Origin of the sequence: Gimesia sp., from assembly GCF_048262075.1 — a bacterium.
Taxonomy (GTDB): domain Bacteria; phylum Planctomycetota; class Planctomycetia; order Planctomycetales; family Planctomycetaceae; genus Gimesia.
Map to the genome: position 1 here is coordinate 164,875 of NZ_JBLXFK010000002.1, position 23,978 is coordinate 188,852.

Genomic DNA, 23,978 nt, shown 5'->3' on the forward strand with positions numbered 1-23,978 from the left:
AACAAGGCGTTTTTCGCTGTTTTTGTCGATGGCTCATTTTGAGCTATCGAGGACTTTTCCCGAAGGTCCAAAATGAACCTTCGGGAGAATTATTGAGTCAGTGTTGACAATCGAGGGAGAGCGGTTAAAAATGCAATCTCTCAAAGTCCGAAAGGACGCATTAGTGCTTAATCTCAAAAAAATATTAGTAACCAAGAATCCATACTCTTGCGCAGAGTGGGGTAACCGCGAGGCCCCCAAGGTGGCACTAATCCACCTGAGAGCTGTGTGTGAGAGTATGGGTTCTTTTTTTACGCTCCGGCGTAAAGAAAGGTGCCTCTTATGAGCACTATTCTCTCTCACAACAGCATTTGTGACACTCTCCACGATTCCCCCGTCGACCAGCTGTTCCAGCGGTCAACCAACTGGTCAGCCCTGGAGCCGGTCACAGCTCCCCCGATCGGCACACCAGGTCCTGATGAAGTGCTGAGGATCGATGCCCCGCGGCATAACTGGCCAGTGTACCTGGTCATCGTTCCGGAAGACTGGAAACCGCAATCATGGCGATCAGTCCCCCCGCATACACCAACGTACAAGAGAGCGAAAACAGCTGCTGAGGTCGCTTCCATTCTCAACCGTGAACGCATCGCAGCCAGTAAAGACGGCTTTGTATCATACTGGCACATCAGGGTTCGCGTCGGCAGTAAGTATGCGAATCTCAGTGTGTCTTTGCTGACTCCCTGGAAGCCGAAAAACGAATATGATCTTCCCCCCGCTTTTATCACTCTCGATGGCCCCCGTGGACAGTGCGAACAAATTGTTGGAGACTTGAACAGACGGCTTGACCAGTGCGGAGATGGGGAAATCCGCAAGCGGGCTTTCATCGCACGTTCCATCAATCCAGTTGACCTGGAACCGATCGAGCAAAAGGGCGCGCAGGGTAGTCATAGTGACCACCTTAACGATCTGACCGAACAAAAGGGGGACACAGTGTCCCCCTTAAATGAACCAGCAGAACTGCCGGAAGAGATCGAAGGCCCCCCAGAGCTCTATGAAGTCCACGAGGGGCACACGTTCGATGTAAACCCCTCATGCGGTGAAGAGGTTCTAATCAGGGTGTTCAACACTTCCGATCCGGAGAAGGCCAGACAGAAGGCAGAACGCTATCTGAAACTGCATGCCCAAGACCTGCTGGAGTGGGGGCAATTGGATCCGGAAGCAGCTGCACCCGATCTGCTGAAACACCACGGTCTGCAACTCTATCGACCAGTGATTGATTCTGAAAAACATCAATAAACGCCTTGTTTTTCCCGAAGGGCGAAAACTGCCCTTCAGGGAATTAAAAAATGGTGACACGGTGTCACCATTTATGATTTTTGAAATGGCGACACAGTGTCGTCTTTAATAAAGGTGGTCACTATGACTACCTTTTTGCCTGTTTCTCCCGTTCCGACACAGTGACGGAACGGGAGGGTTTCAAAACTACGACACAGTGTCGGAGTTAATTAAAGGGGTCACTATGACCCCTTTTTCTCAGAAGTAAGGAGAATCAATTTTATGGCGAGTGTTTGTAAACAGTCCAATGGGCGGAAGTCCATTCAGTTCGTTGGACATGACGAAAAACGCAAAACGTTGCGACTCGGTAAGGTGCCGATGAAAACTGCGGAAGGGGTGAAGATGCGCGTTGAGCATCTGCTTTCGCATCGCATCACGAAACACGCATTAGACAGGTCAACTGCTCAATGGCTGTCTGAAGTGGAACCAGCGTTGCTGAAACGCCTGGTAAATGTCGGTTTGATCGACCAGCGGGAATCGACCAGGCTGGAGGATTACTGCGAAGCGTATTACACGATGCGGGAATCCGACACCAAACCGAACACGCAAAAGAAGTACCGAAACGCGCTGAACTATCTGTATGACTTCTTCACACGTGACATTCTCCTGAAGGACATTACCCCAGGTGATTGTGATGAATGGCGGTTCTGGCTGACCAGGAAGGGACTGGCAGAAAACACGGTTCGCAAACATTGTGCAGTTGCGAAAGTGTTTTTCTACAACGCAGTCAGAAAGAAGCTGATTGAGGAAAACCCGTTCCAGGATCTGAAAGCGACATCGATTCCCAACAAGTCCCGGGAATACTTCATCACAGCTGAAGAGACAGAGAAACTGCTCTTGGCTTGCCCTGATGCGGAATGGCGGTTGATCGTTGCGCTGGCTCGTTACGGTGGATTGAGAGTCCCCTCAGAGCCCTACGCGTTGCGCTGGGATGATATCAACTGGGTTGATGAACGGTTTTATGTATCGAGTCCGAAAACAGAACGGTACGAGGGCAAGGAAGGGCGGATGGTGCCATTGTTCCCACAGCTCAGGCCTTACCTGGAAGACTGTCGAGAGCTGGCAGAAGACGACGCAGAGCTCGTGATTGTGAAGCATCGGCGCGGCAGTTGTAACCTGCGAACGTGTATGCAGAAGATCGTAAAACGGGCCGGATTGAACCAGTGGCCGCGGCTGTTTCAGAACATGCGAAGCTCGCGTGAAACAGAGCTGTTGAGTGAGGGTTTTCAGCTCCAAACCGTCGTTGCATGGCTTGGAAATTCGCCTACAGTGGCTCTGAAAAGCTATCTACAGGTCAGGGAAGACGACTACAAAAAAGCGACGCAAAAAGCGACGCAGTATCCTGCTGTAACGGCAGAAATAGACGGGTAATCGTGATCGAAAGCACCTGCTTTTCATCCCTTATTTACCGGGGTTTACTCGACGTTACCCCTTGACACATAAGGACTTATTACCCCCGGCTGGGCTCGAACCAGCAACCTCTGGCTTCGGAAGCCAGCACTCTATCCAATTGAGCTACGGGGGCTCATCTTAACTGACACCTGAACAGGTTTCGCTGTATCTCGACCTGTTGTGGTGTGATTCAGTCTATGAACTGATTTACCGTCAGAGCGCCGAACACACAAGGATCAGCGTCATAATTTTAGTTCTGTCTTGAAAGACAGTCTGTTCGGACCCTTGTATTATTAACAGATCTTCATAATAAATAGGCACAATCTTAACATGAATCAATTCATATGAACACCTGCCAGTTGCCCCGATCAGAATCTTTGGGGGTAAATACCAATACGATAGGTTCAGAGACACAATGTTTGAAATGACGACCACCCTCATTGGAGGTCTGGGGATCTTCCTCCTGGGAATGAAATACATGTCCCAGGGGCTTCAATCGATTGCCGGCGCCAGTTTGCGGCGGCTGATTGGTGCCGTCACTAATAACCGGATTCTGGCAACTTTCGTCGGATTCCTGGTCACCATCTTAGTCCAATCCAGTTCTGTGACTACCGTCATGACCGTCGGGTTCGTGAATGGGGGGCTGATGTCTCTGACGCAGGCGATTGGTGTCATCATGGGCGCCAACGTCGGGACCACAGTGACAGGTTGGATTCTGGTACTGAAAATCGGCAAGTACGGGCTGCCCATGCTGGGAGTTTCCGCATTTGTCTATCTGTTTTCCAAAAATGAAAAACTGCGTTACACAGCATTGGCGATCATGGGCGTCGGTATGGTCTTTTTTGGCCTGCAACTCATGAAGGAAGCCTGTAAGTTCCTCAAAGATATGCCGGAATTTCAAGCATGGTTTCTTCAATTTCAGGCCGACACTTTCGTGGGCCTGTATCAGTGCATGCTGGTGGGCTGCATTCTGACGGTACTCGTGCAATCCTCATCTGCCACACTGGGAATTACTATCTCCCTGGCTACAACCGGTTTGATTCCCTTTGAAACCGCTGCTGCTCTGGTCCTGGGTGAAAACATCGGTACCACCGTCACCGCATTGCTGGCTTCTATCGGAACCACCACGAACGCCCGCCGCGCCGCTTATTTCCATTTTCTCTTTAACATTACCGGTGTCATCTGGATTTCGACCATCTTTTTCTGGTACGTCCGATTTATTCCCTGGATCATTGATGTCGATGTGACTCAAACGACTGTTGTGAATGGGGAGACGATCTACCCCAGCGCGGCACTGGCAATTGCAACCACCCACTCGGTGTTTAATATCGTCAACACCATTGTATTCCTGCCCTTTGCCGGCAGAATCGCAAGCTTGCTGACACGCATCGTCCAAGACAAGTCTCAAGAAATTGCGCATCTGAGAAGCCTGGATATCCGCATTTTGGAAACACCGGCGCTTGCCATTGATCAGTCACGGGGAGCCGTGATCAAGATGGGTGTGCTCTGCGATGAAATGGCCCAGATCTTATACCGGATTCTGTCGCAGGAGAAACCAGATCCTGATGATGTCGAAAAGCTGTTTCAGCATGAAGAAGAACTGGACCGAATGCAGGATGAAGTGACCAGCTACATCACCCATCTGCTGGCCATGGATCTGACACAGGATGTCATTTCCAAAGGACGCTGCCAGTTGCGTATGGCAGATGAATATGAATCCATCAGCGACTACCTGCAGCGGATTGCCAAATTCCGACTGAAGTTAAACAAGCAGGGCAGGGTCTTTGATGACGCCCATAATAACTCGATACTTGATCTGCTCACGATGGTCGAAGAACAGCTGAAACATGTCACCACCGCTTACCAGCAGTCTCACACCGATGTGGTTTCTGCGACGATTCGCTCCGGAACGGAAATCAAACATCGGGTCAAAACGCTACAGCGGGAGCACCTGAACTACCTGTCTGCAGAGAAAGTCGACCCGTATATCAATGTTTCTTACACATCGACTCTGAATGCCCTCAGACGTGTGCGGGACCATGTAATCAATCTGGCAGAAGCACTTGCCGGCGAAAAGTGATTGACGTCAGTCTTTCTCAGCCTAATCGAGCACGCAGGCAAATTCTTTCATGTTAGCCTGGACCACCGGTTGCGGGCAGGACCAGACCAGAAAGAACATGGCCTCGCGAATGGCACGTTCTGCGGGATGCCCTTTAACAAAACCAGCCCCTTTGACCGCAGCCAGCAGCGCCTGGGAAGCGCGTAGAACCAGTGAGTTTGCCTGTCCGCGGATCTTCTCAGAAAATCCGCCATTCAAATCCCCGGACTTAAGAGTCTCGAACATTTCTTTACAGATGCTTTCAGACTCGGCATGGAATGGCTGATAGATTTCCAGCAGGTCGGGCCGACTGGCAGCTTCCTCACCCAGTTTTGCAATCGCTCTGCGGGCGACTCCCAGCGCGAGGGCTGATGTAGTTAATGATCCGGCACCTCCCTGACCATCAGGCCGCTTCATCACATTCTCGACAGGTCCCGCAATGAGATACTGCTCAGGAACAATGACCTGATTGAGTTTCACGGCGCCGGTTTGAGAGCCGGTCATCGATAACATTTCAATCGGAGGCTGAGGATTGCCCCCCTTGTGAGCAGTTTGGACCAGTGCCAGAATTTGTGTTCGCTCTTCACAGACGCCACCGGTCACAATATAGTCTGCTTTCACGGCGCCCGTCACCCAGGGAACAAATCCATCCAGCTTCCAGCCCGCATTGATTCTTTCAGCAGCTACCGTCGGTTTTTTCAAGTGCTGTCGAGAAGTGGTCAGGTGAGAAATCCCAACTGTGGCAAACTTCTCGCCTGAAACCAACTCCTGAAAGACATTCGTTTTCAACTCTTGGTCCTGGGACCAGTTGATCCGCTGACAGGCAGCGTTAAACTGGGTCAGTACGAAAGTCGTGGTCAGGCAGGCCTCGGCGAGTCTGATATACCCGTAAGTCATCTCGACCGAATTCAAATCAGTCCCGCCGAACTCCAAGGGAACATTCCAGCCGAGAACCCCCGCCTGTCTGATCGCATTCCAGGCTTCCGCCGGCCATACCGTCTCGGAATCACTGTTTTCAGACAGTTTCGATATGGACTGGAGCAGACTGTCAAACTCGTCGTTAAATTGTTCTGGTCGGTTTGAGTTCAAAATCGAATCAGTCATCATTTTCTCGTTGCTGGAAATATTCTGATAGTGCCCTGTCATCCAGTCTATAAAAAAAGCCTCATACTCGAAAGTATGAGGCTGATTATCATCTGAATGAATTCAGGACGCAAATCCAGATTCCATCCTTAATTGCAGGTAGGACAACCTGTTGCACAGGGAGCACAGTCAGGTACCTGAACGGCAATTTTCTTTGCCACCTGGCGGCATACCTGAACCTGAACTTCTTTCTGTACCGTATAAGGCACACAGACAGTATAAGACTGCTGCACGACTTTGGGTATGCATTTATAAACTGTGACATTACGTGTGCAGGTTTTCTGTTGAGGTACACAAACAGTGTAATTCACCTGTCGAGTTTTTTCCTCTTTCACAAAAGAGCAGACCTTCACATCACAGGTTCGAGTTTCCTGTCGGCACTTTTTCACCTGGTAGGTATATTCCTGGGGAACGCATTTGACCTCACAGACTTTAACGATACGCGTCTTTTTTTCCTGCCGACAGAGTTGAACATCGTATGTGTATGTTTCGGGTACACAGACGGTTTCACAGACTTTGACAGTTCTGGTTTTCTTGACCGGCTTACAAAGTTGAACTTCATAAGTATAGGGTACCTGCTCGCATTGCTGACGATAAGAAGTGTACTCTACTTTTTTCTGTACGACTTTAGGAACCCAGACCCGCTGTGTGCAAACGGGGGCACAGGCTGTCTGGCAACAGTCCCCACAAGTTCCACAGTTGCCACACGCTGGAGCAGGGCAGGCAGCTTCAATGGGCCGATCTTCCCAATGCCCCTGGTCTTCACAAACAGTGCGGTACTGTTTGACGGGGACGCATTTCATCACAGTCCGCGTTCCCTGACGCTTTTCCGTGTAAGGCTCATTCACCGTGTATTCCTGAACCACGTCCTTCATGACCACCTTCTGAACCTGGCGGGTCGCTGTCCGCTTTTCAGAGTAAGGGACGTTGACCATGTATTCCTGCTCTACATCCTTCCAGAATGTTTTCTTAACCTGGCGGACACCGGTCTGTGTTTCGTAATAAGGCACATTGACCGTGTAAGTCTTTTGAGAGGTCATCCAGACCGGTTTGCAGACCACATACTTTTCTTCGCGGGTCCGTACTTCTGGTACCATCACTGTATATGTCTGATTGATCTCCTGGATCTCAGGTACTTTTTCATAGATTGTCACATCCCGCTGACGTGTCTCAGTACGATAGGCAGTGCAGTTGATTTTACGGACTTCGGTCACCATTTCCGGTACCAGCACTGTTCGTTCCACAGTCTTACATGCCGGTTTACAGGCGACCGTCGCACACGGATTACAGCCACTCAAACAAGGTGCTGCACTCACGCAACATTGCTGCGAGTGACACTTTCCTGCCTGGGCTGCTGAAGTCATCATCATGATGGCTACCACAGCACAGAGTAACTTAAACATTGGTTTCACTATCCTCCCCTTTCATGTTGTTTTGAAATTCATAATTCAAAAAAATGAATATTCTCCGTTTTCTAATTCCCTTTAGTTTGGGAAAGAGTCAAACACCCGTATAGAATAACATGTTAATTTGGGAATTCTACGAATTATACCAATTATATCAAAAAACTAACAATTCTCCTGAATACACGGCCAAGGGAATATTGGGCAACCTTTTATGAACTCTGCATTTACAAATTGTTTCTTCAAGCCTGCTCTGATGCTGGCCGTCATTTTACATGCTCATACTTACACATTTTCAGAGCAGCCTGAAATCTTCTCCCAGACCATGATCGTGGCGACGAAAGGGGCCGCGCTGAAGACGGGAAGTGGAGTCTTAAGTCAGCTGAACCCAGGGGAAGTGCTGGTCGCGACTCAGCGAAACCAGGAATGGCTCTGGATTCCATTACGGGGAGGCTGGATAAATGCAGCTGATCTGAAATCACCGGAGGAGTTGATTTCTATTCTGGACCAGTTCATCGAGACGAAACCGACCGCTGAACGATATCACTTGAGAGGAATTGCCCAGCAGGTGCTAAAGAATTATCCCGCAGCTCTGTCTGACTTTGCCGCCTCACTGCAACTCAAGCCGGAGAACGCCCACATTTTTGTAAACCGGGGCAATATTCGTCGTTTACAGCGAGAATACGATCTGGCTGTGGAGGATCTGAATCACGCCATCAAGCTGGATGACCATGACGCCAATGCCTACCACATTCGAGGCCTGATCAGACTGGAACAGAAACAACTACCGTCTGCAGTGGAAGATCTGACAACAGCGATCCAGCAGGCCCCTCAAATGGTAGCGGCACTGAATGCCCGTGGAATCACCTATCGTGAATTAAACCAGTTCGATCTCGCACTGCAGGATTTTAACCAGGCAATCAAGGCCAACAACTTCGTGTCCGCAGTATTCAGCAATCGCGCCGGGATCTGGGAACAGCAGACTCAGTTTGATTCCGCAATCAAAGACTACCAAAGAGCACTCGAGCTTAACCCTTCTTCCGCTGTGGCTCATAATGATTTGGCCTGGTTGTATGCAACGTGTCCAGACAAGAAACTTCTAAATCCAGAACTGGCGGTCACACATGCTGAAAAAGCGTGTGAACTGACCCGCTTTGAAGACTGGAATCTCTTAGACACAATGGCGACTGCTTACCATGCAAACCAGCAGCTGAACAAAGCATCCCATGCCCTCACTCAGGCAATTCAGAAAGCTCCTGCTGAGCAGAAAAAAGAGTTAAAAAAGAAACTCGCTAAAATCACAGATTAGTGAAATCATGCTCAAGATTCATCACGCAGGAGCCTGTAGTCGCTTCACTTACGTCTCTCCCGCCAATTCTTGCAGCATTCTGATGTACCAGCACAGTCAGGCATGAGCCATTTTCTCTCACCTGTATTATTTTATTGTAACTCCAGCCCCTTCAACCGGCACGCCTTACCTAGAATAACGGGTTGTGAACTAGGTAAACTATTCCACAGAATTTAGCCATGATTAAGGCGCTCATTAAATCATTCCGATATGCAGTTCTACGGAGCATTGATGGATCGCCTCCGGTCGGTAGATGGAACTAGGACTCGCGAGCAATCGCACCGCCACCTCGATGAACTGAGCCACCGAATGATTAAGTGCTTTTATAAACTCACTATGTGCACCGTTCTAATTGTAACAGGATCAGTTGCATTTTGTGAGAACAGTGTTGCATCCGACGTACGCAAAACCCCCCTTGTTCGGGCTATTGAACGTGCCAAAACTTCTGTGGTTAACATTCACAGTGAGAAAACGGCGCGATCAGAAGACTCGCTTTTCGGTTCCGGAAAAAACCGTAAAGTCAATGGGATGGGAACCGGTATTGTCGTTGACCCCCGTGGATACATCGTCACGAACCACCATGTGATCGATGGAGTGGATTCGCTGCGCGTCACGATGATGGATGGCAGTACCTACAATGCGCGGATCATTTCTTCCAACCAGAGTGAAGACCTGGCCATCATCAAGATCAATCCAACGAAAAAACTGACGGTGATGCCTCCAGGAACGTCATCGGACCTGATGCTGGGCGAAACCGTGATTGCTGTGGGTAACGCGTTTGGCTATGAACACACCGTCACTTCCGGCATCATCAGTTCGCTTTCACGTGATGTGGAAGTCAACGAGAAACAATCATACAAAAATCTGATCCAGACTGACGCCAGCATTAACCCCGGTAACAGTGGTGGGCCACTGTTGAACCTTGATGGTGAAGTCGTAGGGATCAACGTGGCGATCCGTGCGGGTGCCCAGAGAATTGGCTTTGCCATTCCCATTGATGATGCCCGCAAAATTATTGCCGACCTGATCAGCACGGAATTTCTTGATCATACTTACCACGGGATTCTGGCCAACGACATCAAACAGGGTGACAAACAAATGCTGGTACTCGGCCAGCCTGCCAAGGACAGCCCCGCTGATAAATCCGGGTTGCAGAAAGATGACATTGTCATGAAGGCTGGTTCGGTCAATGTTGTGGATCGTGTTGACCTGGAACGTGCATTCATGGGACACAAGCCTGGCGATACGATAGACCTGCTGATTCGACGCGAAGAGAAAACACAAACGGTCCAGATCACACTGGCTGACAGTGGTTCTGTTGTCCGCACGACTCCTGTGAGTGCCCCTATTGTCCGGGCACAGAATAACGAAATCTCAAACGACCCCACACTTGAAAAGACATGGGAAGTACTGGGAATCCGCATCAGCAAAGTTCCTGAAACACAAAAACACCTGCTCAACCCCCGTTATGAGGGCGGTATGCTGATTGAAGAAGTTCGCCCCCAGAGCCCGGCTGCCATAAACGGCATGCGTCGTGGTGATATTCTGGTAGGTCTGCATATCTGGGAAACAGTGAATCTCAGCAATGTATCCTACGTGTTAAGCAATTCGAAGCTCTCCAGCTTCAACCCACTCAAGTTTTATATTCTCCGCAAAAATGAAACCCTCTATGGCCATCTGCCACTCAATCTGACCAGTACGCCGTAGTTTATAATAGATCCATCAATCAGTTCATACTGATCCATCAGACCCGACACTCTTTCCACGAGTGTCGGGTTCTTTTATTGGTAGTCATCGGATTCTGCCAGCGTCACAAAAACGGGTTTACGCACACTCGCAGGCGTGGAAGTCTTAGTGTTATGATAGGCTGATAACACGAAAGCGTTGCACAGCCTTCATACTATTTCTCATATACCAAGACAGTATCAGAATGACTGCGTCCCACGAATTTGAACTAATTGAATGGATTCAGACGCGGTGTCCGGTTCCTCCTCACGATCTGTTAAGCATTGGCGATGATGCCGCTGTTGTACCTCCGCAACTCGATAAGGAGCTACTGCTGGCAACCGATATGCTGATGGAGGGAACGCATTTTACGTTCCCTCCTGCCACCCCCGAACTAGCCGGACGCAAAGCCCTGGCGGTCAATCTAAGCGATATCGCCGCGATGGGGGGAGTGCCTCATTCGGCGCTGGTCAGTCTGGCACTGCCCCGTAATCGAGGCCCGGAATTTGCCAAGGCAGTCATGCAGGGCCTGATTGATCTGGCACAGGAATTCCGAACCGAGATTATCGGTGGTGATACCAACAGTTGGGACGGCCCGCTGGTCATCAACGTTGCCTTGATGGGTACGGCTTCTCGAACTCACTCGATCAAACGTTCCAATGCCCGCGCCGGTGACTGGATCTTTGTTACAGGAGATCTGGGAGGAAGTCTGACCTCACATCACCTGACGTTTACCCCTCGAGTCAAAGAAGCCGCGATTCTGAAAGAAACCGTCTCACTCCATGCCATGATCGATGTCAGTGACGGCCTGGCATCTGACCTGCAACATATTCTGAATGAATCAGGAGTCGGTGCGGTGATCCAGTCACATCAGATCCCGATCAGCCAGTGTCTCTCTACGGAACTTTCACATGCAGAGCGGCTTCAAAAAGCGCTCTCCGACGGAGAGGACTTCGAGCTGCTGTTTACGGTCTCGCCGGAAGACGGACAACGCCTGCTGGATCAGAATCCGCTGCCGATCCCTTTGACTCACATCGGCGAAATTACTGGAGAACAGGGTGCGAAACTACAGCAGCCAGACGGTTCAATGACGGCCCTGGAAAGTACCGGCTGGAAACATCAGTTTTAACGCGGTAAGAACCAGGACGCTTAATATTCGCGACGCTGACGGGATGATGGAATATTCATCGCCTTCCGATACTTGGTCACCGTTCTGCGCGCGAGGTTATAACCTTCTTTGGATAAGGCATCCACAAGGGCATCATCGCTGAGGGGTTTATTCTTATCTTCCCCATCAATGATCTCCTTCAGCTTCAGGCGAATGATGCCCCAGGCGACATCTTCACCGTCAGAGGTTTTCGTGCCGCCACCAAAGAAACGTTTAAGAGGGTACAGTCCCCGGGGAGTCTGGATCCATTTATCATCGACTGCGCGGGAGACCGTTGTCACGTGCACTCCGACAACGTCGGCAATCTGCTGCATTTTTAACGGGACAATAAATTCAGGACCGTTATCCAGAAACTCCGTCTGAAAATCGACAATCGCCTGGGCGACCCGCTTCAGCGTACTGTGTCGCTGTTCGATGGCTTCGATCAACCATTTGGCAGCATCGATTTTCTTCTTGATATAATCTTTGGTCTGATCGTCGGTTTTGTTTCGCAGTATCTCTGCATAGCGTCTGCTGATACGCAGAGGAGGCGTGTATTCATTTTCCAGTTCGACTACATACTTTCCGTGTTCGTCCAGTTTGACAAAGACATCCGGCGTCACTTTCAGAACTGGTTCTGATTCAAAACCACGACCGGGAAACGGATCCAGATACCGCAGATATGACATGGCGTTCTTGATCATGTCGATCGAATAGCCGGTTTTCCGCTGAATGACGGGCAGGCGATTCTGCCCCAGGTCATCCAGGTGTGAAGTAATAAGAGTGACCAGTACATCACGATAAGGGGCATCTGGTTTCAATTGCAGCAGCAGGCATTCCTGCAGGTCTCGGGCACCGACACCAGGCGGATCACATTTTTGAATCAGATGTAGGGCAGTTTCGGCTTCTTCCTGTGAAATTTTCTGTCCATACACCTGCACGATTTCGGGCAGGGAACTCTGCAGGCGGCCATTATGGTCCAGGTTCTGAATCAGGTACTCGCCAAACTCTTTTACTTCTGGAGAGCAATTGAAATAATGAAACTGCTCGACCAGGTATTCATTAATTGTCTGCTGCCGTTCGGTAATATTTGCAACAGCATCGTTGTTACGTTCAATATCGTCGCTGATGCGGTTTGACGAAGGTTTCGTGGCTGAAGTCACATTGTCTTCCGGCCACTGTTCGGCCATCTCCAGCAGTCGTTCAAAGTCGGATTCGTTATTCTGCTCGCTACCGGCAATGATTTCCTTTTCATCAATCTCATGGCTGTTGGAATCAGAGTTAGCCTGATCCCGCATGAGTTCGGATTCGGTGTCAGGTGTATTCTCGTTGTCATTGATCCGTTCGAGGCAGACGTTCTCTTCCAACTCCTGGTCAATGCGTTCTTCCAGCGCCTGTAAGGGTAGCTGCAGGATCTCCATGGACTGGATCATCCTGGGAGCCAGCTTCATCTGCTGGCCCAGTTTCATTTGTTGTGAAATATTCAGATGCATGTATTATCCGAATCCAAACCTGTTGTTGTCTTACAAAATTTTAACAAATGAATCACGAACGATTTCAAAATCTCTGGCGCCCGTGTAGCGCATCAGATAACATCTCTTTATTAGCAAACTCTAGCACACTCCCGGAGGCAATACCGCGGGCAAGTCGAGTGATTTCCACATTTTCATGTTCCAGCAGATTGGAAATATAAAGAGCGGTCCCATCACCTTCAAGAGTCGGGTTGGTCGCCATGATGATTTCGGTCACACCATCCTGTTTAACGCGTCGAATCAGGGCGTTGATCGTCAGATTTTCGGGTCCAATCCCTTCCAGTGGTGAAATCCGTCCCTGCAACACGTGATACACGCCTTGAAATGAACTGGTGGCTTCCAGTGATACAACATCGCGAGGCTGTTCGACCACACAGACCAGCTTCTTATCACGCCGAGAATCCGAACAGATCGTACAGACTTCCTGTTCGGTAAGATTGTAACAGACAGAACAGGGACGAACGGACTGTTTGACGGCATTGATTGCCTCTGCCAGCTGACGAGCTTCCGGTTCAGGAATCGACAAGATGTAGTGCGCAAGCCGCTCAGCCGATTTACGACCGATTCCGGGCAGTGTCGCAAATTGATCAATCAATTGCCCCACACTGGAACCATACGGATGAGACTGATTCTCTCTTCCACGTAGCGACATAGAATGACTCTTCAAAATACTGGAAACAGACGGATAACTATCCGTAATGAAAACGGAATCGAATCGGCACGCGCGCCAGCTCAGGAATTAGGATTGAATTTCGAAAGCGCATCATCCAGCCCGGGAATATTCAAACCTCCCGTGATTTGTGACATTTCTTCTGCAGCTCCCTCGCGCGCTTTGTCTAATGCCTGGTTGGTCGCTGCTGTGATCAGGTCTTCCAGCATTTCCCGGTCGCCGCTCTCCAGCAGAGTCTGGTCAATCTTGACCCCCAGAATCTTCTGCTGGCCATTTGCTTCTACATTGACCATTCCACCACCGGCAGAGCCTTCAAAGCGAAGTTTACCGAGTTTGTCCTGCATCTCCGTCATTTTGCCCTGCATTTCTGAAAACTGCTTCATCATGCCGGCGATATTTCCCAGTCCTTTGAACATGGTCACGAATCCTCTTTTTTCTCTTCTGCCTGGACTTTTAAAACATCGACTCTCACACTCTGCGCGTTAAACACGGAAAGGGCTTCCTGCAGAAAATCATCAGTGGCAGGGGCCAGTTCACGCTGCTCAGCTCGCTGTTGAGCAATCGATGGTCTGTTTTGTTTGTCATCTGCATTCTCGGTTTCAGCCGCTGGCTCCAGAACAATCAAACGAATTTTGATCCGTTCTCCTGCCACCTTTTCCAGCGAATTTTCGAGTCGGGCCAGCATTTCCGGCCGTTCGCAGTATTGCTTTGAGAAATTATAGCTCTTAGAGAATTGTAAATCCAGCTGTTTCGGCCCAGAAATTGCTATTGACGTCACTCCTTTCACTGAGTCTTTTAACAAATCCTCAGTGTTTTCAATGAGTTGCGACAACAATAAACTTTCCATTCCGGCCCGAAAAGGAACAGTTTCCACAGCAGGTGCTGAACTTTCAATCGATTCTGATACTACGAGCGATTGAATTTCATTTTTTTTTTCAATTTTTTTTTGATCAGACGGAGGTTCAGTACTCACAGCAGGAGGGACTGGAGCCTCAGAAACAGGTTCTGAAACCGCCGCTGCAGAGAGGGAGGGGGCAGCCTGCCGCACTGCTGCCGGAGCAGCAGGAAGCTGTCCCCCTGATGACAGAAAACGGCTTAACAGGTCCAGATCTTCCAGAAGCGACATCCGAATCAATGCCAGTTCCACCAAAGCGCGACCGTGACTGGCACGAAACATCCGGTTACGGGCTTCATTCAGAATCTGAAATGCGGCCAGACAGGTTTGAATCCCCCAGGCTTCCGCCTGACGCTGCAGGCTGGCTCGATTCACTTCTGATATCGAAAGCAGGGTCACCTGGGACGCACCTGTTGCCACCACCGATAAATCCCGCAGATAGTTCAGCAACTGATCGACAAACTCATTCAGTTGCACGCCTGCGTTCAGGGCTGCGTCGAAGTGTGTCAACGCCACATCCCGCTTCTGTTCAATCAGGGCGTCAATGAGTTCAATCAGCCGCTCATCACTGGCCGTTCCCAGAATCCGGTGCACACTTTCCGCCGTCAGATGGGACTCGCCGAATGAGAGCAGTTGATCAAAAATCGACTGACTGTCACGCATCGAACCGCCCGCGCGGCGTGCAACCAGCTGAATCGCATCATCGGCTACGCTGACCTGTTCGGCTTCGGCAATCTGCTTCAGTCGATCACAGATACTGTTCTCTTCGATGTAACCGAAATCAAATCGTTGGCAGCGTGAGAGAATCGTATCAGGCAGCTTATTAGGCTCGGTTGTACAAAAGATGAACTTTACGTTCGGAGGTGGTTCTTCCAGCGTTTTCAGCAAGGCATTGAAGGCTTCCTTGGTCAACATGTGAACTTCATCGATGATGTAGATCTTATATTTTGATCGCATCGAACGGACATTCACATTCGCCCGCAGCGAACGGATATCATCAATCCCTCGATTGGAGGCACCATCGATTTCCAGCACATCGACATCGCTGCCCACGGCAATATTCTGACAGACTTCACACTCTCCACAGGGAATCCCGTCATTTGAATTAGGGCAGTTCAACGCTTTCGCCAGGATACGGGCCATTGAAGTTTTGCCAACGCCGCGTGCGCCGGTAAATAAATAGGCGTGTGCCACGCGGTCACCACGGATGGCATTTTGCAGCGCCTGGGCGACCATTCCCTGTCCCACGACTTCCGAGAAATTCTGAGGCCGGAAGCGGCGGGCCAACACCGTATACTGTATCGATTTACTGGACATACCTGTTATCAGACATCGAAATCAGAAAGAGAAAAAGAAACGGGGAAACGAAGAGCAACCTACTGCTCAGCCACTTACAATAAGTGACTCTGATCCGTTTATCCAGTGAGAGGTGGTAATCAATTTATGATCGAAACGTGAATGAGGAGCGATTAGAGCGCATCGCATTTAAACTTGACGCTCGTAATCTAATATACTCAGCCCAAATGGCCTTGTAGACGCTACAGTAAAACGGGATACAGTCCAATAAAAAGGGGCGAAAAGCTGCCTCCTCGTACACCTGGAATAAACCAATGTGGGCTGCTTCGGTTAAGATCTGACCCGGTCAATGACTACCCCACCATACTCGGAGACAGCTTTTCGCCCCCTGAACGATAGCGATTCAACGCCTGAACCATGCATTATGGAGCTAAATTCCTGATCGTCAACCCACTGCCATTTGATTTCCCGAAGTGAATCGCCGAAAATCATAAAATACTGCGATAATCCACTCCTACGCATCAGAAACGAATTATGAATCTGTACCAGACACCTCCCCGAACCATTGCCGACGCACAGCAGGCGATTAAAGTCGGCGAACTCTCCTGCCGCGAACTCCTGGAACTATGCTTCCAGAATATTGAGGAAAAAGAACCGGTTTTGCATGCCTGGGCCTACCTTGATCGAGATGCTGCCTTTGAGCGTGCTGACTTACTGGACCAGGAACTGCAGCGGGGACGCTGGCGCGGGCCTTTACATGGAATCCCGATCGGCGTCAAAGACATCATCGATGTCAAAGGCATGCCCACACAGGCCGGTTTTTTGGGCCGAGACAAGCCTCCCGCCACCAGCGATGCCACGCTTGTGGAAAACCTGAGGATGGAAGGAGCAATCTTTCCCGGCAAAACGGTTACTACCCAACTGGCGAGCTTTGATCCTCCTCCCACGCGAAATCCCTGGAACCAGGAGCACACACCGGGAGGCTCTTCCAGTGGGTCCGCGGCGGCAGTCGCAGCCGGGATGTGCCTGGCAGCAGTGGGAACGCAAACAGGTGGCTCGATCATTCGTCCGGCGGCTTTCTGTGGTGTCGCTGGTTTGAAACCAACCTTTGGCATGGTCGATCGGCAGGGGGTGATTCTGCTTTCCGACCATCTGGATCATGTAGGACCGCTCGCACATACCGTCGCTGACCTGGTGATTATGCTGGATGGTATGACTGACCAGGCCACCTATCTCCCCCTGTTGATCGAACCCGTGACTGCAGCGCCCCGTATCGGCTGGCTGTCCGACTTCTTCTTAACGCGCGCGGAGCCAGACATGCAACAGGCACTCACAGTGGTCCGAGAAAAACTCGCTGCAGCCGGCGCCCCCATTAAAGAGTCTCGGCTGCCCACCGAATTTGAATCGATTCTGGATGAGCATCTGAGCCTGATGCAGTATGAAATGCTGCATCAACTGGGAGATGATTATGACCAGAATCGGGAATATTATGGCCCTGCGATCAGCCAGGTCCTCGAAGCGGGCAGGGAGGTCTCTTCTAAACGCTACCAGGCATGCCTGGACTACCAGAGCCTGATCGGCCAGATTACGCGGAGGTGTTTTGCGCGTGCTGAAATTTTGATTTCGCCAGCCACCTTCGGGCCGGCCCCTGATTTGACCACTACGGGGAACCCCGGCATGAATGCTCCCTGGAGTCTGACCGGCTTTCCGACGCTCACCATTCCTGCTGCTGTGACGGCAGGGGGGCTGCCTGTGGGTATCCAGATCACAGGACATCCCGACAAATTCGATGACCTGCTACTGGCTTCCCAGTGGTGTGAAGATGTGTTACGCCCCGGGTTTCTGGAACAGATTTCGTAAACAAAAAGCATCCTTCAACCAGCCTGTTTCGTCTTGAATCAATGACCTCGCATCAAAGATTACACGAGTGTTACCTGTGTATCCGGTCCATACAGAAACTCTCTCAAGAGTGCCACACGGGAATGTGATCTGGTGGAGATTTTACTACCACGAAAATCCCGAAACGACACGAAAGTTAGAAATGGGTAAGCCCGAATGAAATTCGGGCCGAGCGGAGCGAGCAGGAGGTCCCAGTTCGCTCGTTCACTTCAGAATGAAGCGTCAAAAGTTTATCACCAGATAGTATGAGGCGCACATTCTCACTCGACTACGTACCTACTGCCACCTCTTGTTGCCTGCGACAATACCGAATTGCATTCGGTGCCATCTATCAGGGAGTCAACCATAAAACACAAAAAGTCAGTATAATAAAAAAGCCCTGACCGGTTCTCACCAGTCAGGGCTATCAGTTTTACTATCTGTCTCGTTTACTTGGCAACCACGATTCCGTTTTTGCCCGGTTCCGGATCAATTTCCGGTTCTGCATTCTTCTCTGGAATCCGATCATTGACGTCGTAGGCCATACCGATGGCTCTTAAGGCTTTGATTGACCACCAGGTAATGTCAATTTCCCATTTACGGTGACCGGCAGGTGCCACAGAAGGATGTGCATGGTGATTGTTGTGCCAGCCTTCGCCGTAAGCGACGATGGCGACCCACCACAGGTTCTTGGACTGATCTGTGGTTTCATAGTTACGATACCCCCACAGGTGAGTCGCAGAGTTCACGAACCAGGTGGAATTGTAGACAAAGGCCATCCGGGCACACAGGCCCCAGAGCAGCATCGACCAGCCCATGTAGTTGCCACCCATGGCGTAGCCGATTCCGTACATGGCAAAGCCAGAACCAATCAACCACAGTGGATAGGTTTTTTCGAAGAATTGAATCATCGGACGATTTTTAAAGTCGGGAATGTAGTGATCGGCAAATTTATTGTTGAGTTCTTTATCACGGTAGACGAACAGCCACAGCAGGTGAGACCACCAGTTTCCTTCAAAAGGGGAGTGGGGATCACCATGCTTGTCTGATTTCTGATGATGCAGACGGTGTGTTGCTGCCCAGGTTAAGGGAGAGCCTTCACCGGAGAGAACTCCACACAGCAGAACAAAGAATTCTGCAGGAGCTCTAAGCTTGAATGATTTGTGCGAGAGATAGCGATGGTATCCCAGGCAGATCCCAATACTGGCGGTTGCCCAGTGGAGCACCAGACAGGTAACGATGGCCTGCCAGGAGATAAAGAAAAGTGCTGCGACAGCGCCAATGTGAATTCCAGCCATCCAGATCAGGACGACCCAGTCAACATTACCCCAATGCAAATTCTCTTTATGAAATTTGGCGAGGATCTGTTCCCGCTCTTCGCGTTTCTTTGATTTCTTAGGTTGGTTTTCCGCAGCTGTTTGTTCTTCAGCAGGTTGATCCAGAATGACGCTCGACATGATTGCCCTCATCTACATTAACAGGTGCCTGATATTTAACACTTGCAGGAAATCAGGTTTCACCGATCTCCTCACTTCTGCGGAATTCTATCCAAGAGGTCGGAATCCGGTGTCTTGTAAGCGTCATATAATTGTCAAAGTTGTGTCAAAGTAACAAAAAATATCGATTTCCAAGGAGTTCTGGCAAAAAACAGTGCAGAAAACGCAACATCTGTCCACAAAACTCAGTCGTCGACGTCCTCGGGCATGAAACGATAGCCGGCACCACGTACGGAGACAATGTGCACAGGTTCAGCAGGATTGGCTTCCACCAGCTTGCGAAGTCGCAGGACAAAATTGTCGATGGTGCGAGTTGTCACAAAGGCAGACTGTTCCCCCCAGACATCTTCCAGAATCTGGCTGCGTGTCAGTACCATGCCATCATGCTCGATGAAATATTTGAGCAACCTCAGTTCCAGATTGGTCAGGCTTTTGCGTTCTCCATCGACTTCGATCTCGAACGATTCAAAGTCGACGATGACGTTTCCGAATTCGTAAAGAGCAGGAAGCTTCCTGGTTTGCGTCAGAGCCGGTTTCACCAGACTTTTCCGTTTGAGTAGATTCTTGACACGGCTGAGAAGTTCCGGCAATGCAAATGGCTTGGTCATATATTGATCCGTACCACAGTCGAAAGCATATGCTTTATCTTCGCTCAGTTCCCGGGCACTGAGAACCAGAATCGGCACGACTTCATCTATACGCCGAATCTCTTTCGCAATCTCATAGCCGCTCATCCCGGGCAGCATCAGATCCAGTATCACCAGGTCCACACTTTCTTTATCTGATTCATAACACTCCTGAAAGTAGTTCAGCGCGGTCGGTCCATCCTCTGCAGTCAAGACCGTATACCCTTCCTGTTCGAAGTTGAACTTCAATCCCTGCGCGAGTGCTTTTTCATCCTCGACAACCAGCAACTTCATGTTTCCGCTCTCCCTGGTAAATCGATGGCAAACACACTGCCAGGTTGATCCAGTCGATCATGCACTGTCACTTTCCCCCCCAGTAGATGCACCAGGGTCCGTACAATATACAGCCCCAGTCCGGTACCTGTTTTCCGTCGTTCCAGTTCACTTTCTCCGCGATAGAAGATTTTAAAAATATCTTTCCGAATTTCTGGATCGACGCCTTCGCCGTTGTCCATGACACGCGTAATGACACGTCCTCCTTTGCTCACACGAACCTGAACCGAAATTTGAGGCTCGCTGGCTCCGTATTTGATGGCATTATCAATCACATTGCGGAATATCATTTCCAGCAATATTCGCCGGGTATGAATGACCGCCGGTTCGATGTCGAACTCAAAAACCTGCTCGATTTCAATCTGCCGTCTGTTACATTCTACCCGCGCGCAATGACGAATCAGCGGTTCCAGTAGAATATCTTCAGGGTCCGTCTCCATACCCAGTGCATCCAGGCGTTTGACTTCCAGCAACTGGGAAATCAGGTGATTGAGCCGTTCGAGTTCGGTTTTCATAGTCGAATAAAATTCGCTGCGTTGCTCTTCATCCAGCGTGCGCATCTGCAGAGTCTCCAGATACAGTCGGAGGGAAGCGATCGGCGTTTTCAATTCGTGTGTCACACTGTCAATGAAATCCGACTGTCGCTGACTTAACCTTACCTCTTTGATCGTCAGAACCAGATACAAAGACAGTCCCACCAGAATCAGGACAAACACGACCGTACCGATAGCCAGAGCTGTCCACCAGTAAATCTGTGCTGCCAGAATGATCCAGAACACCATCAGCGCGACATTCATCACCATCAATACGACACTCAGCGTGATGGGCAGACGCAGCCGTCCACGACGAACTTTTCGCATCAATTGTAAGGCAGACCGATTCCCCGAACGCGTTGTTCCCTCGGCGTTGGATACCGGGTTTTGCGCTTCTTCATCAAGTTGTTGATGCCTGGTAGACGACATCGGGAGTTCCTTCAAACAGAGTCAGGACAGATAGACTGCGTTTTGTACCCGTATTAGTATAGCGAATAACAAATCCGTCGCGTATGCACAAACCTGTGTATGCAAATAACTTGATAATTTGCAGCTCTTCCTGCGTATTCATTTTCCCTGTGACGTTAGATCCATTCCCGCGACAGAATAATTGTTCACATTTTTTTCTTGAAAATTTTCGTTTCTATCCGGGAATAACAGGTACTTTTATTGTCTCTAGAAGAGTAGTTGTTCTCGTCTATTTTTAAAAATCAGTTAAATTATTCGCTCGACCACAGTTAAACATATGGATTTTCACGATACACAATTTCTTTCTCGTATCAGCGCTGATTTGATTGTGGTGATTCATTTCGCCTTTGTGATGTTTGTGCTGCTGGGACAGGTTCTAATCACGATCGGTGCCTTGGCCGGCTGGAACTGGGTCCGCAATTTCAAATTCCGTATTATCCATCTGGTATCCATTCTGTTCGTGGTTTTTGAATCAATGGCAGGCATCATCTGCCCACTGACCACACTGGAGAAGTGGTTACGAAAACAGGCCGGGCAAGCCAGTTACCAAGGCGATTTCATCGCGAACTGGGTCCATGAAGTGCTGTTTATTGACGAGGGGACTGTTGACCCCTGGGTCTTTACAGTCTGCTATTCTCTGTTTGGCCTGATTGTTCTGGTCTCATTTTTCTTCGCGCCGCCCCGCCGCAAATCGAAGGCTCACACAGCCGAAGAAGTCTGATTTCATGCTCCTTTCCCGCGGTGCATCATTTCATTTTCTCCCCGGATTCCGTAAAATTGATGGATCAGAGGCGAAATGATTCGCTCCGTTGCATCTTACCTTCCATAGACACCAGATAGAGAACTTCGAACATGCCTGGATTAGAAAATAAAAATATTGTAGTCACCGGCGGAGGCACCGGAATTGGAGAAGCCTGTGCCTTGAGTCTGGCACAGTCCGGGGCCAATGTGGTAGTGGGAGGCAGACGACAGGCTCCACTGGAAGCCGTTTCTGCTCAGGCCGAAGGCAAAATCGGTTTCCATACCATCGACGTGGCAGACCGGGAAAGCGTCTCTGCATTTTTTGACTGGGCGAACAAGAAACTGGGACATATTGATATCCTGGTGCACTGTGCAGGCATTAACTGTCGCGACCGCTCTATGGAAGTGGTTTCGGGGGAAGACTGGGACAAGCTGATGACAGTCAATGCCACCGGTGCATTCAACTGTATGCAGGCAGTTCTACCTCAAATGAGGGAACGCCAGGACGGGTTGATTATAAATATCTGTTCGGTTTCGGGAATTCGGGCTGGCCTGTTGGGCGGAGTTGCCTATAATGCCTCGAAGTTTGCGATGTCTGCGCTGGGGACAACTGTCGCTCAGGAAGAGAAAGATCGTGGCGTTCGAATTTCAACCATCTATCCGGGGGAAGTCGAAACCCCGATCCTGGACGAACGTCCGGTTCCCGTCAGCAAAGAGCATCGTGCCAAAATTCTGCAACCGGAAGATGTTGCCGCTGCAGTAAATATGATTTGTCAGCTCCCTCCACGTGCTCATGTTCCTGATTTGACGATTAAGCCTACCACGGCCGCTTTTGTCTGATCAGTTGCGAGAATGTTCGACAGGACAGAACTTAATGAAGAGTGATTTGGTTTTTCCGCCGTTTGTTCCGCACCGATTGTATCGAAATCCACATCTGCAGACGATTGTCGGGCAGTTTCATTCGCGCGTAAAATCGCCTTACCAGGCAGAGCAACACAGTTGTCGCCTGCCTGATAACGATCTGCTGATTCTGCACGATGACTGTCCGGGCAACTGGCGACCAGGAGACCGGGTCGTGATTCTGCTGCATGGGCTTTCGGGTTGTCATCGCAGTTCTTACATGATACGTCTGGCGCATAAATTGAATGTGAAAGGGGTCCGTGTCTTTCGGATGGACCTGCGTGGCTGCGGTGCAGGCACCGGTCTGGCCAAGTCTCCCTACCATGCTGGTAGCTTTCTGGATCTGCAAATTGCACTCGAGCGGATCGAACAGATCTGCCCCGGTTCCCCCATCGGCATCGCTGGCTTCTCCCTGGGAGGCACCATCAGCCTGAACTATCTGGGACGCCCCTCCGAGACATGCGGCCTCGTCGACCGAGCCGTGGTTCTGAACCCTCCGATGCAACTGTCAGAAAGCGTCCGGGTATTCGGCAAACCCTTATTTGGTCGTTATCAGCGGCATTTTGTCACGAATCTCATCAAACACGTTCGCAAGTCATACCAGTACCATAATCACACCCACAAAATTTCCGGGGCGAATTATCCCAAAACCCTGCTGGAATTTGACAATCAGTTTACAGCTCCCATGGCTGGCTTCGAATCGGCGGAAGATTACTACACGCGTTGCAGCCCGACGGAAGTCCTCTCGCACATCAATGTGCCAACGCTGATCATTACATCACAGGACGATCCGCTCGTTCCCGCATTCACATATCAGGAATCCATCGACCAGTTGGCCCATCATGACAAAGTCACTCTGTATCTGACAGAGCATGGGGGGCACCTGGGATTTATTGGCGGACCATCGAGTGATCCCGATCCCCGCTGGTCCGACTGGCGAATAATCGACTGGCTATTGGCCGAGTCCCCGGAGGGACTGGCCAACGAGGTCCGTAATCTTTCGATTTCGAGTGCCCCGGTAGAGCAGTCTGCCTGATTGC

At 50.1% G+C, this 23,978-nt stretch carries 19 protein-coding genes and 1 tRNA gene; 10 read left to right on the forward strand and 10 right to left on the reverse strand.

What is annotated here, in order from left to right; translation table 11 throughout:
- The first annotated feature begins 321 nt into the window (after positions 1–321).
- Together ACN0YH_RS04345 and ACN0YH_RS04350 are read left to right on the forward strand one after the other, a co-directional pair.
- Entirely contained in the window at positions 322–1,275 is a 954-nt protein-coding gene (locus ACN0YH_RS04345) for a hypothetical protein (RefSeq protein WP_417378334.1), read from the forward strand.
- A 261-nt stretch (positions 1,276–1,536) separates the two neighbouring features.
- The gene (locus tag ACN0YH_RS04350) at positions 1,537–2,685 is read left to right on the forward strand and encodes a tyrosine-type recombinase/integrase (RefSeq protein ID WP_417378335.1); all 1,149 of its coding nucleotides are present in this window, start codon (positions 1,537–1,539) and stop codon (positions 2,683–2,685) included.
- Between the two features lie 80 nt (positions 2,686–2,765).
- Here ACN0YH_RS04350 and ACN0YH_RS04355 read toward each other — a convergent pair.
- Positions 2,766–2,839: transfer RNA gene (locus tag ACN0YH_RS04355), tRNA-Arg, on the reverse strand.
- A gap of 291 nt (positions 2,840–3,130) precedes the next feature.
- Here ACN0YH_RS04355 and ACN0YH_RS04360 point away from each other — a divergent pair.
- Complete coding sequence (locus ACN0YH_RS04360) at positions 3,131–4,786, forward strand: Na/Pi cotransporter family protein (protein ID WP_417378336.1); 1,656 nt, start codon at positions 3,131–3,133, stop codon at positions 4,784–4,786.
- Positions 4,787–4,807: 21 nt separating this feature from the next.
- Here the strand turns inward: ACN0YH_RS04360 and ACN0YH_RS04365 are convergent, their stop codons facing one another.
- Positions 4,808–5,911 (reverse strand): acyl-CoA dehydrogenase family protein, encoded by a 1,104-nt coding sequence (locus ACN0YH_RS04365; protein ID WP_417378337.1) that lies wholly within the window; start codon positions 5,909–5,911, stop codon positions 4,808–4,810.
- 125 nt (positions 5,912–6,036) lie between these two features.
- The gene (locus ACN0YH_RS04370; RefSeq protein ID WP_417378338.1) at positions 6,037–7,350 is read right to left on the reverse strand and encodes a hypothetical protein; all 1,314 of its coding nucleotides are present in this window, start codon (positions 7,348–7,350) and stop codon (positions 6,037–6,039) included.
- 214 nt (positions 7,351–7,564) lie between these two features.
- Between ACN0YH_RS04370 and ACN0YH_RS04375 the strand changes: the two genes are divergently transcribed.
- The 3 genes from ACN0YH_RS04375 to ACN0YH_RS04385 all read left to right on the forward strand — a co-directional run bounded on the left by ACN0YH_RS04375 (position 7,565) and on the right by ACN0YH_RS04385 (position 11,552).
- Complete coding sequence (locus ACN0YH_RS04375; protein ID WP_417378339.1) at positions 7,565–8,659, forward strand: tetratricopeptide repeat protein; 1,095 nt, start codon at positions 7,565–7,567, stop codon at positions 8,657–8,659.
- A 486-nt stretch (positions 8,660–9,145) separates the two neighbouring features.
- The gene (locus ACN0YH_RS04380; protein WP_417378340.1) at positions 9,146–10,405 is read left to right on the forward strand and encodes a trypsin-like peptidase domain-containing protein; all 1,260 of its coding nucleotides are present in this window, start codon (positions 9,146–9,148) and stop codon (positions 10,403–10,405) included.
- A gap of 223 nt (positions 10,406–10,628) precedes the next feature.
- Entirely contained in the window at positions 10,629–11,552 is a 924-nt protein-coding gene (locus tag ACN0YH_RS04385; RefSeq protein WP_417378341.1) for a thiamine-phosphate kinase, read from the forward strand.
- A gap of 20 nt (positions 11,553–11,572) precedes the next feature.
- Here ACN0YH_RS04385 and rpoN read toward each other — a convergent pair whose 3' ends face one another.
- The 4 genes from rpoN to dnaX all read right to left on the reverse strand — a co-directional run bounded on the left by rpoN (position 11,573) and on the right by dnaX (position 15,984).
- Positions 11,573–13,063, reverse strand: a complete 1,491-nt coding sequence (gene rpoN, locus ACN0YH_RS04390; RefSeq protein WP_417378342.1) for an RNA polymerase factor sigma-54 — start codon at positions 13,061–13,063, stop codon at positions 11,573–11,575.
- 64 nt (positions 13,064–13,127) lie between these two features.
- The gene (gene recR, locus ACN0YH_RS04395) at positions 13,128–13,754 is read right to left on the reverse strand and encodes a recombination mediator RecR (RefSeq protein ID WP_417378343.1); all 627 of its coding nucleotides are present in this window, start codon (positions 13,752–13,754) and stop codon (positions 13,128–13,130) included.
- 80 nt (positions 13,755–13,834) lie between these two features.
- A complete protein-coding gene (locus tag ACN0YH_RS04400) occupies positions 13,835–14,188 on the reverse strand; it encodes a YbaB/EbfC family nucleoid-associated protein (RefSeq protein ID WP_417378344.1) in 354 nt (117 codons plus the stop codon).
- Positions 14,189–14,190: 2 nt separating this feature from the next.
- The gene (gene dnaX / locus ACN0YH_RS04405; protein WP_417378345.1) at positions 14,191–15,984 is read right to left on the reverse strand and encodes a DNA polymerase III subunit gamma/tau; all 1,794 of its coding nucleotides are present in this window, start codon (positions 15,982–15,984) and stop codon (positions 14,191–14,193) included.
- Between the two features lie 513 nt (positions 15,985–16,497).
- On the opposite strand from dnaX, the gene ACN0YH_RS04410 reads away from it, so the two are divergent.
- Positions 16,498–17,823 carry an amidase gene (locus tag ACN0YH_RS04410; protein WP_417378346.1) on the forward strand — a complete coding sequence of 442 codons (1,326 nt, stop codon included), beginning with the start codon at positions 16,498–16,500 and terminating at the stop codon, positions 17,821–17,823.
- Positions 17,824–18,290: 467 nt separating this feature from the next.
- Here ACN0YH_RS04410 and ACN0YH_RS04415 read toward each other — a convergent pair whose 3' ends face one another.
- From ACN0YH_RS04415 to ACN0YH_RS04425, 3 genes are all read right to left on the reverse strand, one after another.
- Positions 18,291–19,298: an acyl-CoA desaturase gene (locus tag ACN0YH_RS04415; protein ID WP_417378347.1), complete on the reverse strand. Its 1,008-nt coding sequence runs from the start codon at positions 19,296–19,298 to the stop codon at positions 18,291–18,293.
- 224 nt (positions 19,299–19,522) lie between these two features.
- A complete protein-coding gene (locus ACN0YH_RS04420; protein ID WP_417378348.1) occupies positions 19,523–20,257 on the reverse strand; it encodes a response regulator transcription factor in 735 nt (244 codons plus the stop codon).
- Positions 20,254–21,258, reverse strand: a complete 1,005-nt coding sequence (locus ACN0YH_RS04425; protein ID WP_417378349.1) for an ATP-binding protein — start codon at positions 21,256–21,258, stop codon at positions 20,254–20,256. The genes ACN0YH_RS04420 and ACN0YH_RS04425 overlap by 4 nt, the downstream gene beginning before the upstream one ends.
- Before the next feature lie 316 nt (positions 21,259–21,574).
- Here ACN0YH_RS04425 and ACN0YH_RS04430 point away from each other — a divergent pair, with 316 nt between their 5' ends.
- The 3 genes from ACN0YH_RS04430 (at position 21,575) to ACN0YH_RS04440 (ending at position 23,974) form a co-directional block, all read left to right on the forward strand.
- Positions 21,575–22,018: a DUF2784 domain-containing protein gene (locus ACN0YH_RS04430; RefSeq protein ID WP_417378350.1), complete on the forward strand. Its 444-nt coding sequence runs from the start codon at positions 21,575–21,577 to the stop codon at positions 22,016–22,018.
- 131 nt (positions 22,019–22,149) lie between these two features.
- Positions 22,150–22,878, forward strand: coding sequence for an SDR family oxidoreductase (locus tag ACN0YH_RS04435; RefSeq protein ID WP_417378351.1), 729 nt, complete (start codon positions 22,150–22,152; stop codon positions 22,876–22,878).
- Positions 22,879–22,912: 34 nt separating this feature from the next.
- Positions 22,913–23,974, forward strand: coding sequence for a YheT family hydrolase (locus ACN0YH_RS04440; RefSeq protein WP_417378352.1), 1,062 nt, complete (start codon positions 22,913–22,915; stop codon positions 23,972–23,974).
- Positions 23,975–23,978 lie beyond the last annotated feature (4 nt).

Bases quoted from the DNA above. Each gene is read 5' to 3' on its own strand.
- ACN0YH_RS04345 (WP_417378334.1), top strand. From the start codon at position 322: ATGAGCACTATTCTCTCTCACAACAGCATTTGTGACACTCTCCACGAT.
- ACN0YH_RS04350 (WP_417378335.1), top strand. From the start codon at position 1,537: ATGGCGAGTGTTTGTAAACAGTCCAATGGGCGGAAGTCCATTCAGTTC.
- ACN0YH_RS04360 (WP_417378336.1), top strand. From the start codon at position 3,131: ATGACGACCACCCTCATTGGAGGTCTGGGGATCTTCCTCCTGGGAATG.
- ACN0YH_RS04365 (WP_417378337.1), bottom strand. From the start codon at position 5,911: ATGATGACTGATTCGATTTTGAACTCAAACCGACCAGAACAATTTAAC.
- ACN0YH_RS04370 (WP_417378338.1), bottom strand. From the start codon at position 7,350: ATGTTTAAGTTACTCTGTGCTGTGGTAGCCATCATGATGATGACTTCA.
- ACN0YH_RS04375 (WP_417378339.1), top strand. From the start codon at position 7,565: ATGAACTCTGCATTTACAAATTGTTTCTTCAAGCCTGCTCTGATGCTG.
- ACN0YH_RS04385 (WP_417378341.1), top strand. From the start codon at position 10,629: ATGACTGCGTCCCACGAATTTGAACTAATTGAATGGATTCAGACGCGG.
- rpoN (WP_417378342.1), bottom strand. From the start codon at position 13,063: ATGCATCTGAATATTTCACAACAAATGAAACTGGGCCAGCAGATGAAG.
- recR (WP_417378343.1), bottom strand. From the start codon at position 13,754: ATGTCGCTACGTGGAAGAGAGAATCAGTCTCATCCGTATGGTTCCAGT.
- ACN0YH_RS04400 (WP_417378344.1), bottom strand. From the start codon at position 14,188: ATGTTCAAAGGACTGGGAAATATCGCCGGCATGATGAAGCAGTTTTCA.
- dnaX (WP_417378345.1), bottom strand. From the start codon at position 15,984: ATGTCCAGTAAATCGATACAGTATACGGTGTTGGCCCGCCGCTTCCGG.
- ACN0YH_RS04410 (WP_417378346.1), top strand. From the start codon at position 16,498: ATGAATCTGTACCAGACACCTCCCCGAACCATTGCCGACGCACAGCAG.
- ACN0YH_RS04415 (WP_417378347.1), bottom strand. From the start codon at position 19,298: ATGTCGAGCGTCATTCTGGATCAACCTGCTGAAGAACAAACAGCTGCG.
- ACN0YH_RS04420 (WP_417378348.1), bottom strand. From the start codon at position 20,257: ATGAAGTTGCTGGTTGTCGAGGATGAAAAAGCACTCGCGCAGGGATTG.
- ACN0YH_RS04425 (WP_417378349.1), bottom strand. From the start codon at position 21,258: ATGTCGTCTACCAGGCATCAACAACTTGATGAAGAAGCGCAAAACCCG.
- ACN0YH_RS04430 (WP_417378350.1), top strand. From the start codon at position 21,575: ATGGATTTTCACGATACACAATTTCTTTCTCGTATCAGCGCTGATTTG.
- ACN0YH_RS04435 (WP_417378351.1), top strand. From the start codon at position 22,150: ATGCCTGGATTAGAAAATAAAAATATTGTAGTCACCGGCGGAGGCACC.
- ACN0YH_RS04440 (WP_417378352.1), top strand. From the start codon at position 22,913: ATGAAGAGTGATTTGGTTTTTCCGCCGTTTGTTCCGCACCGATTGTAT.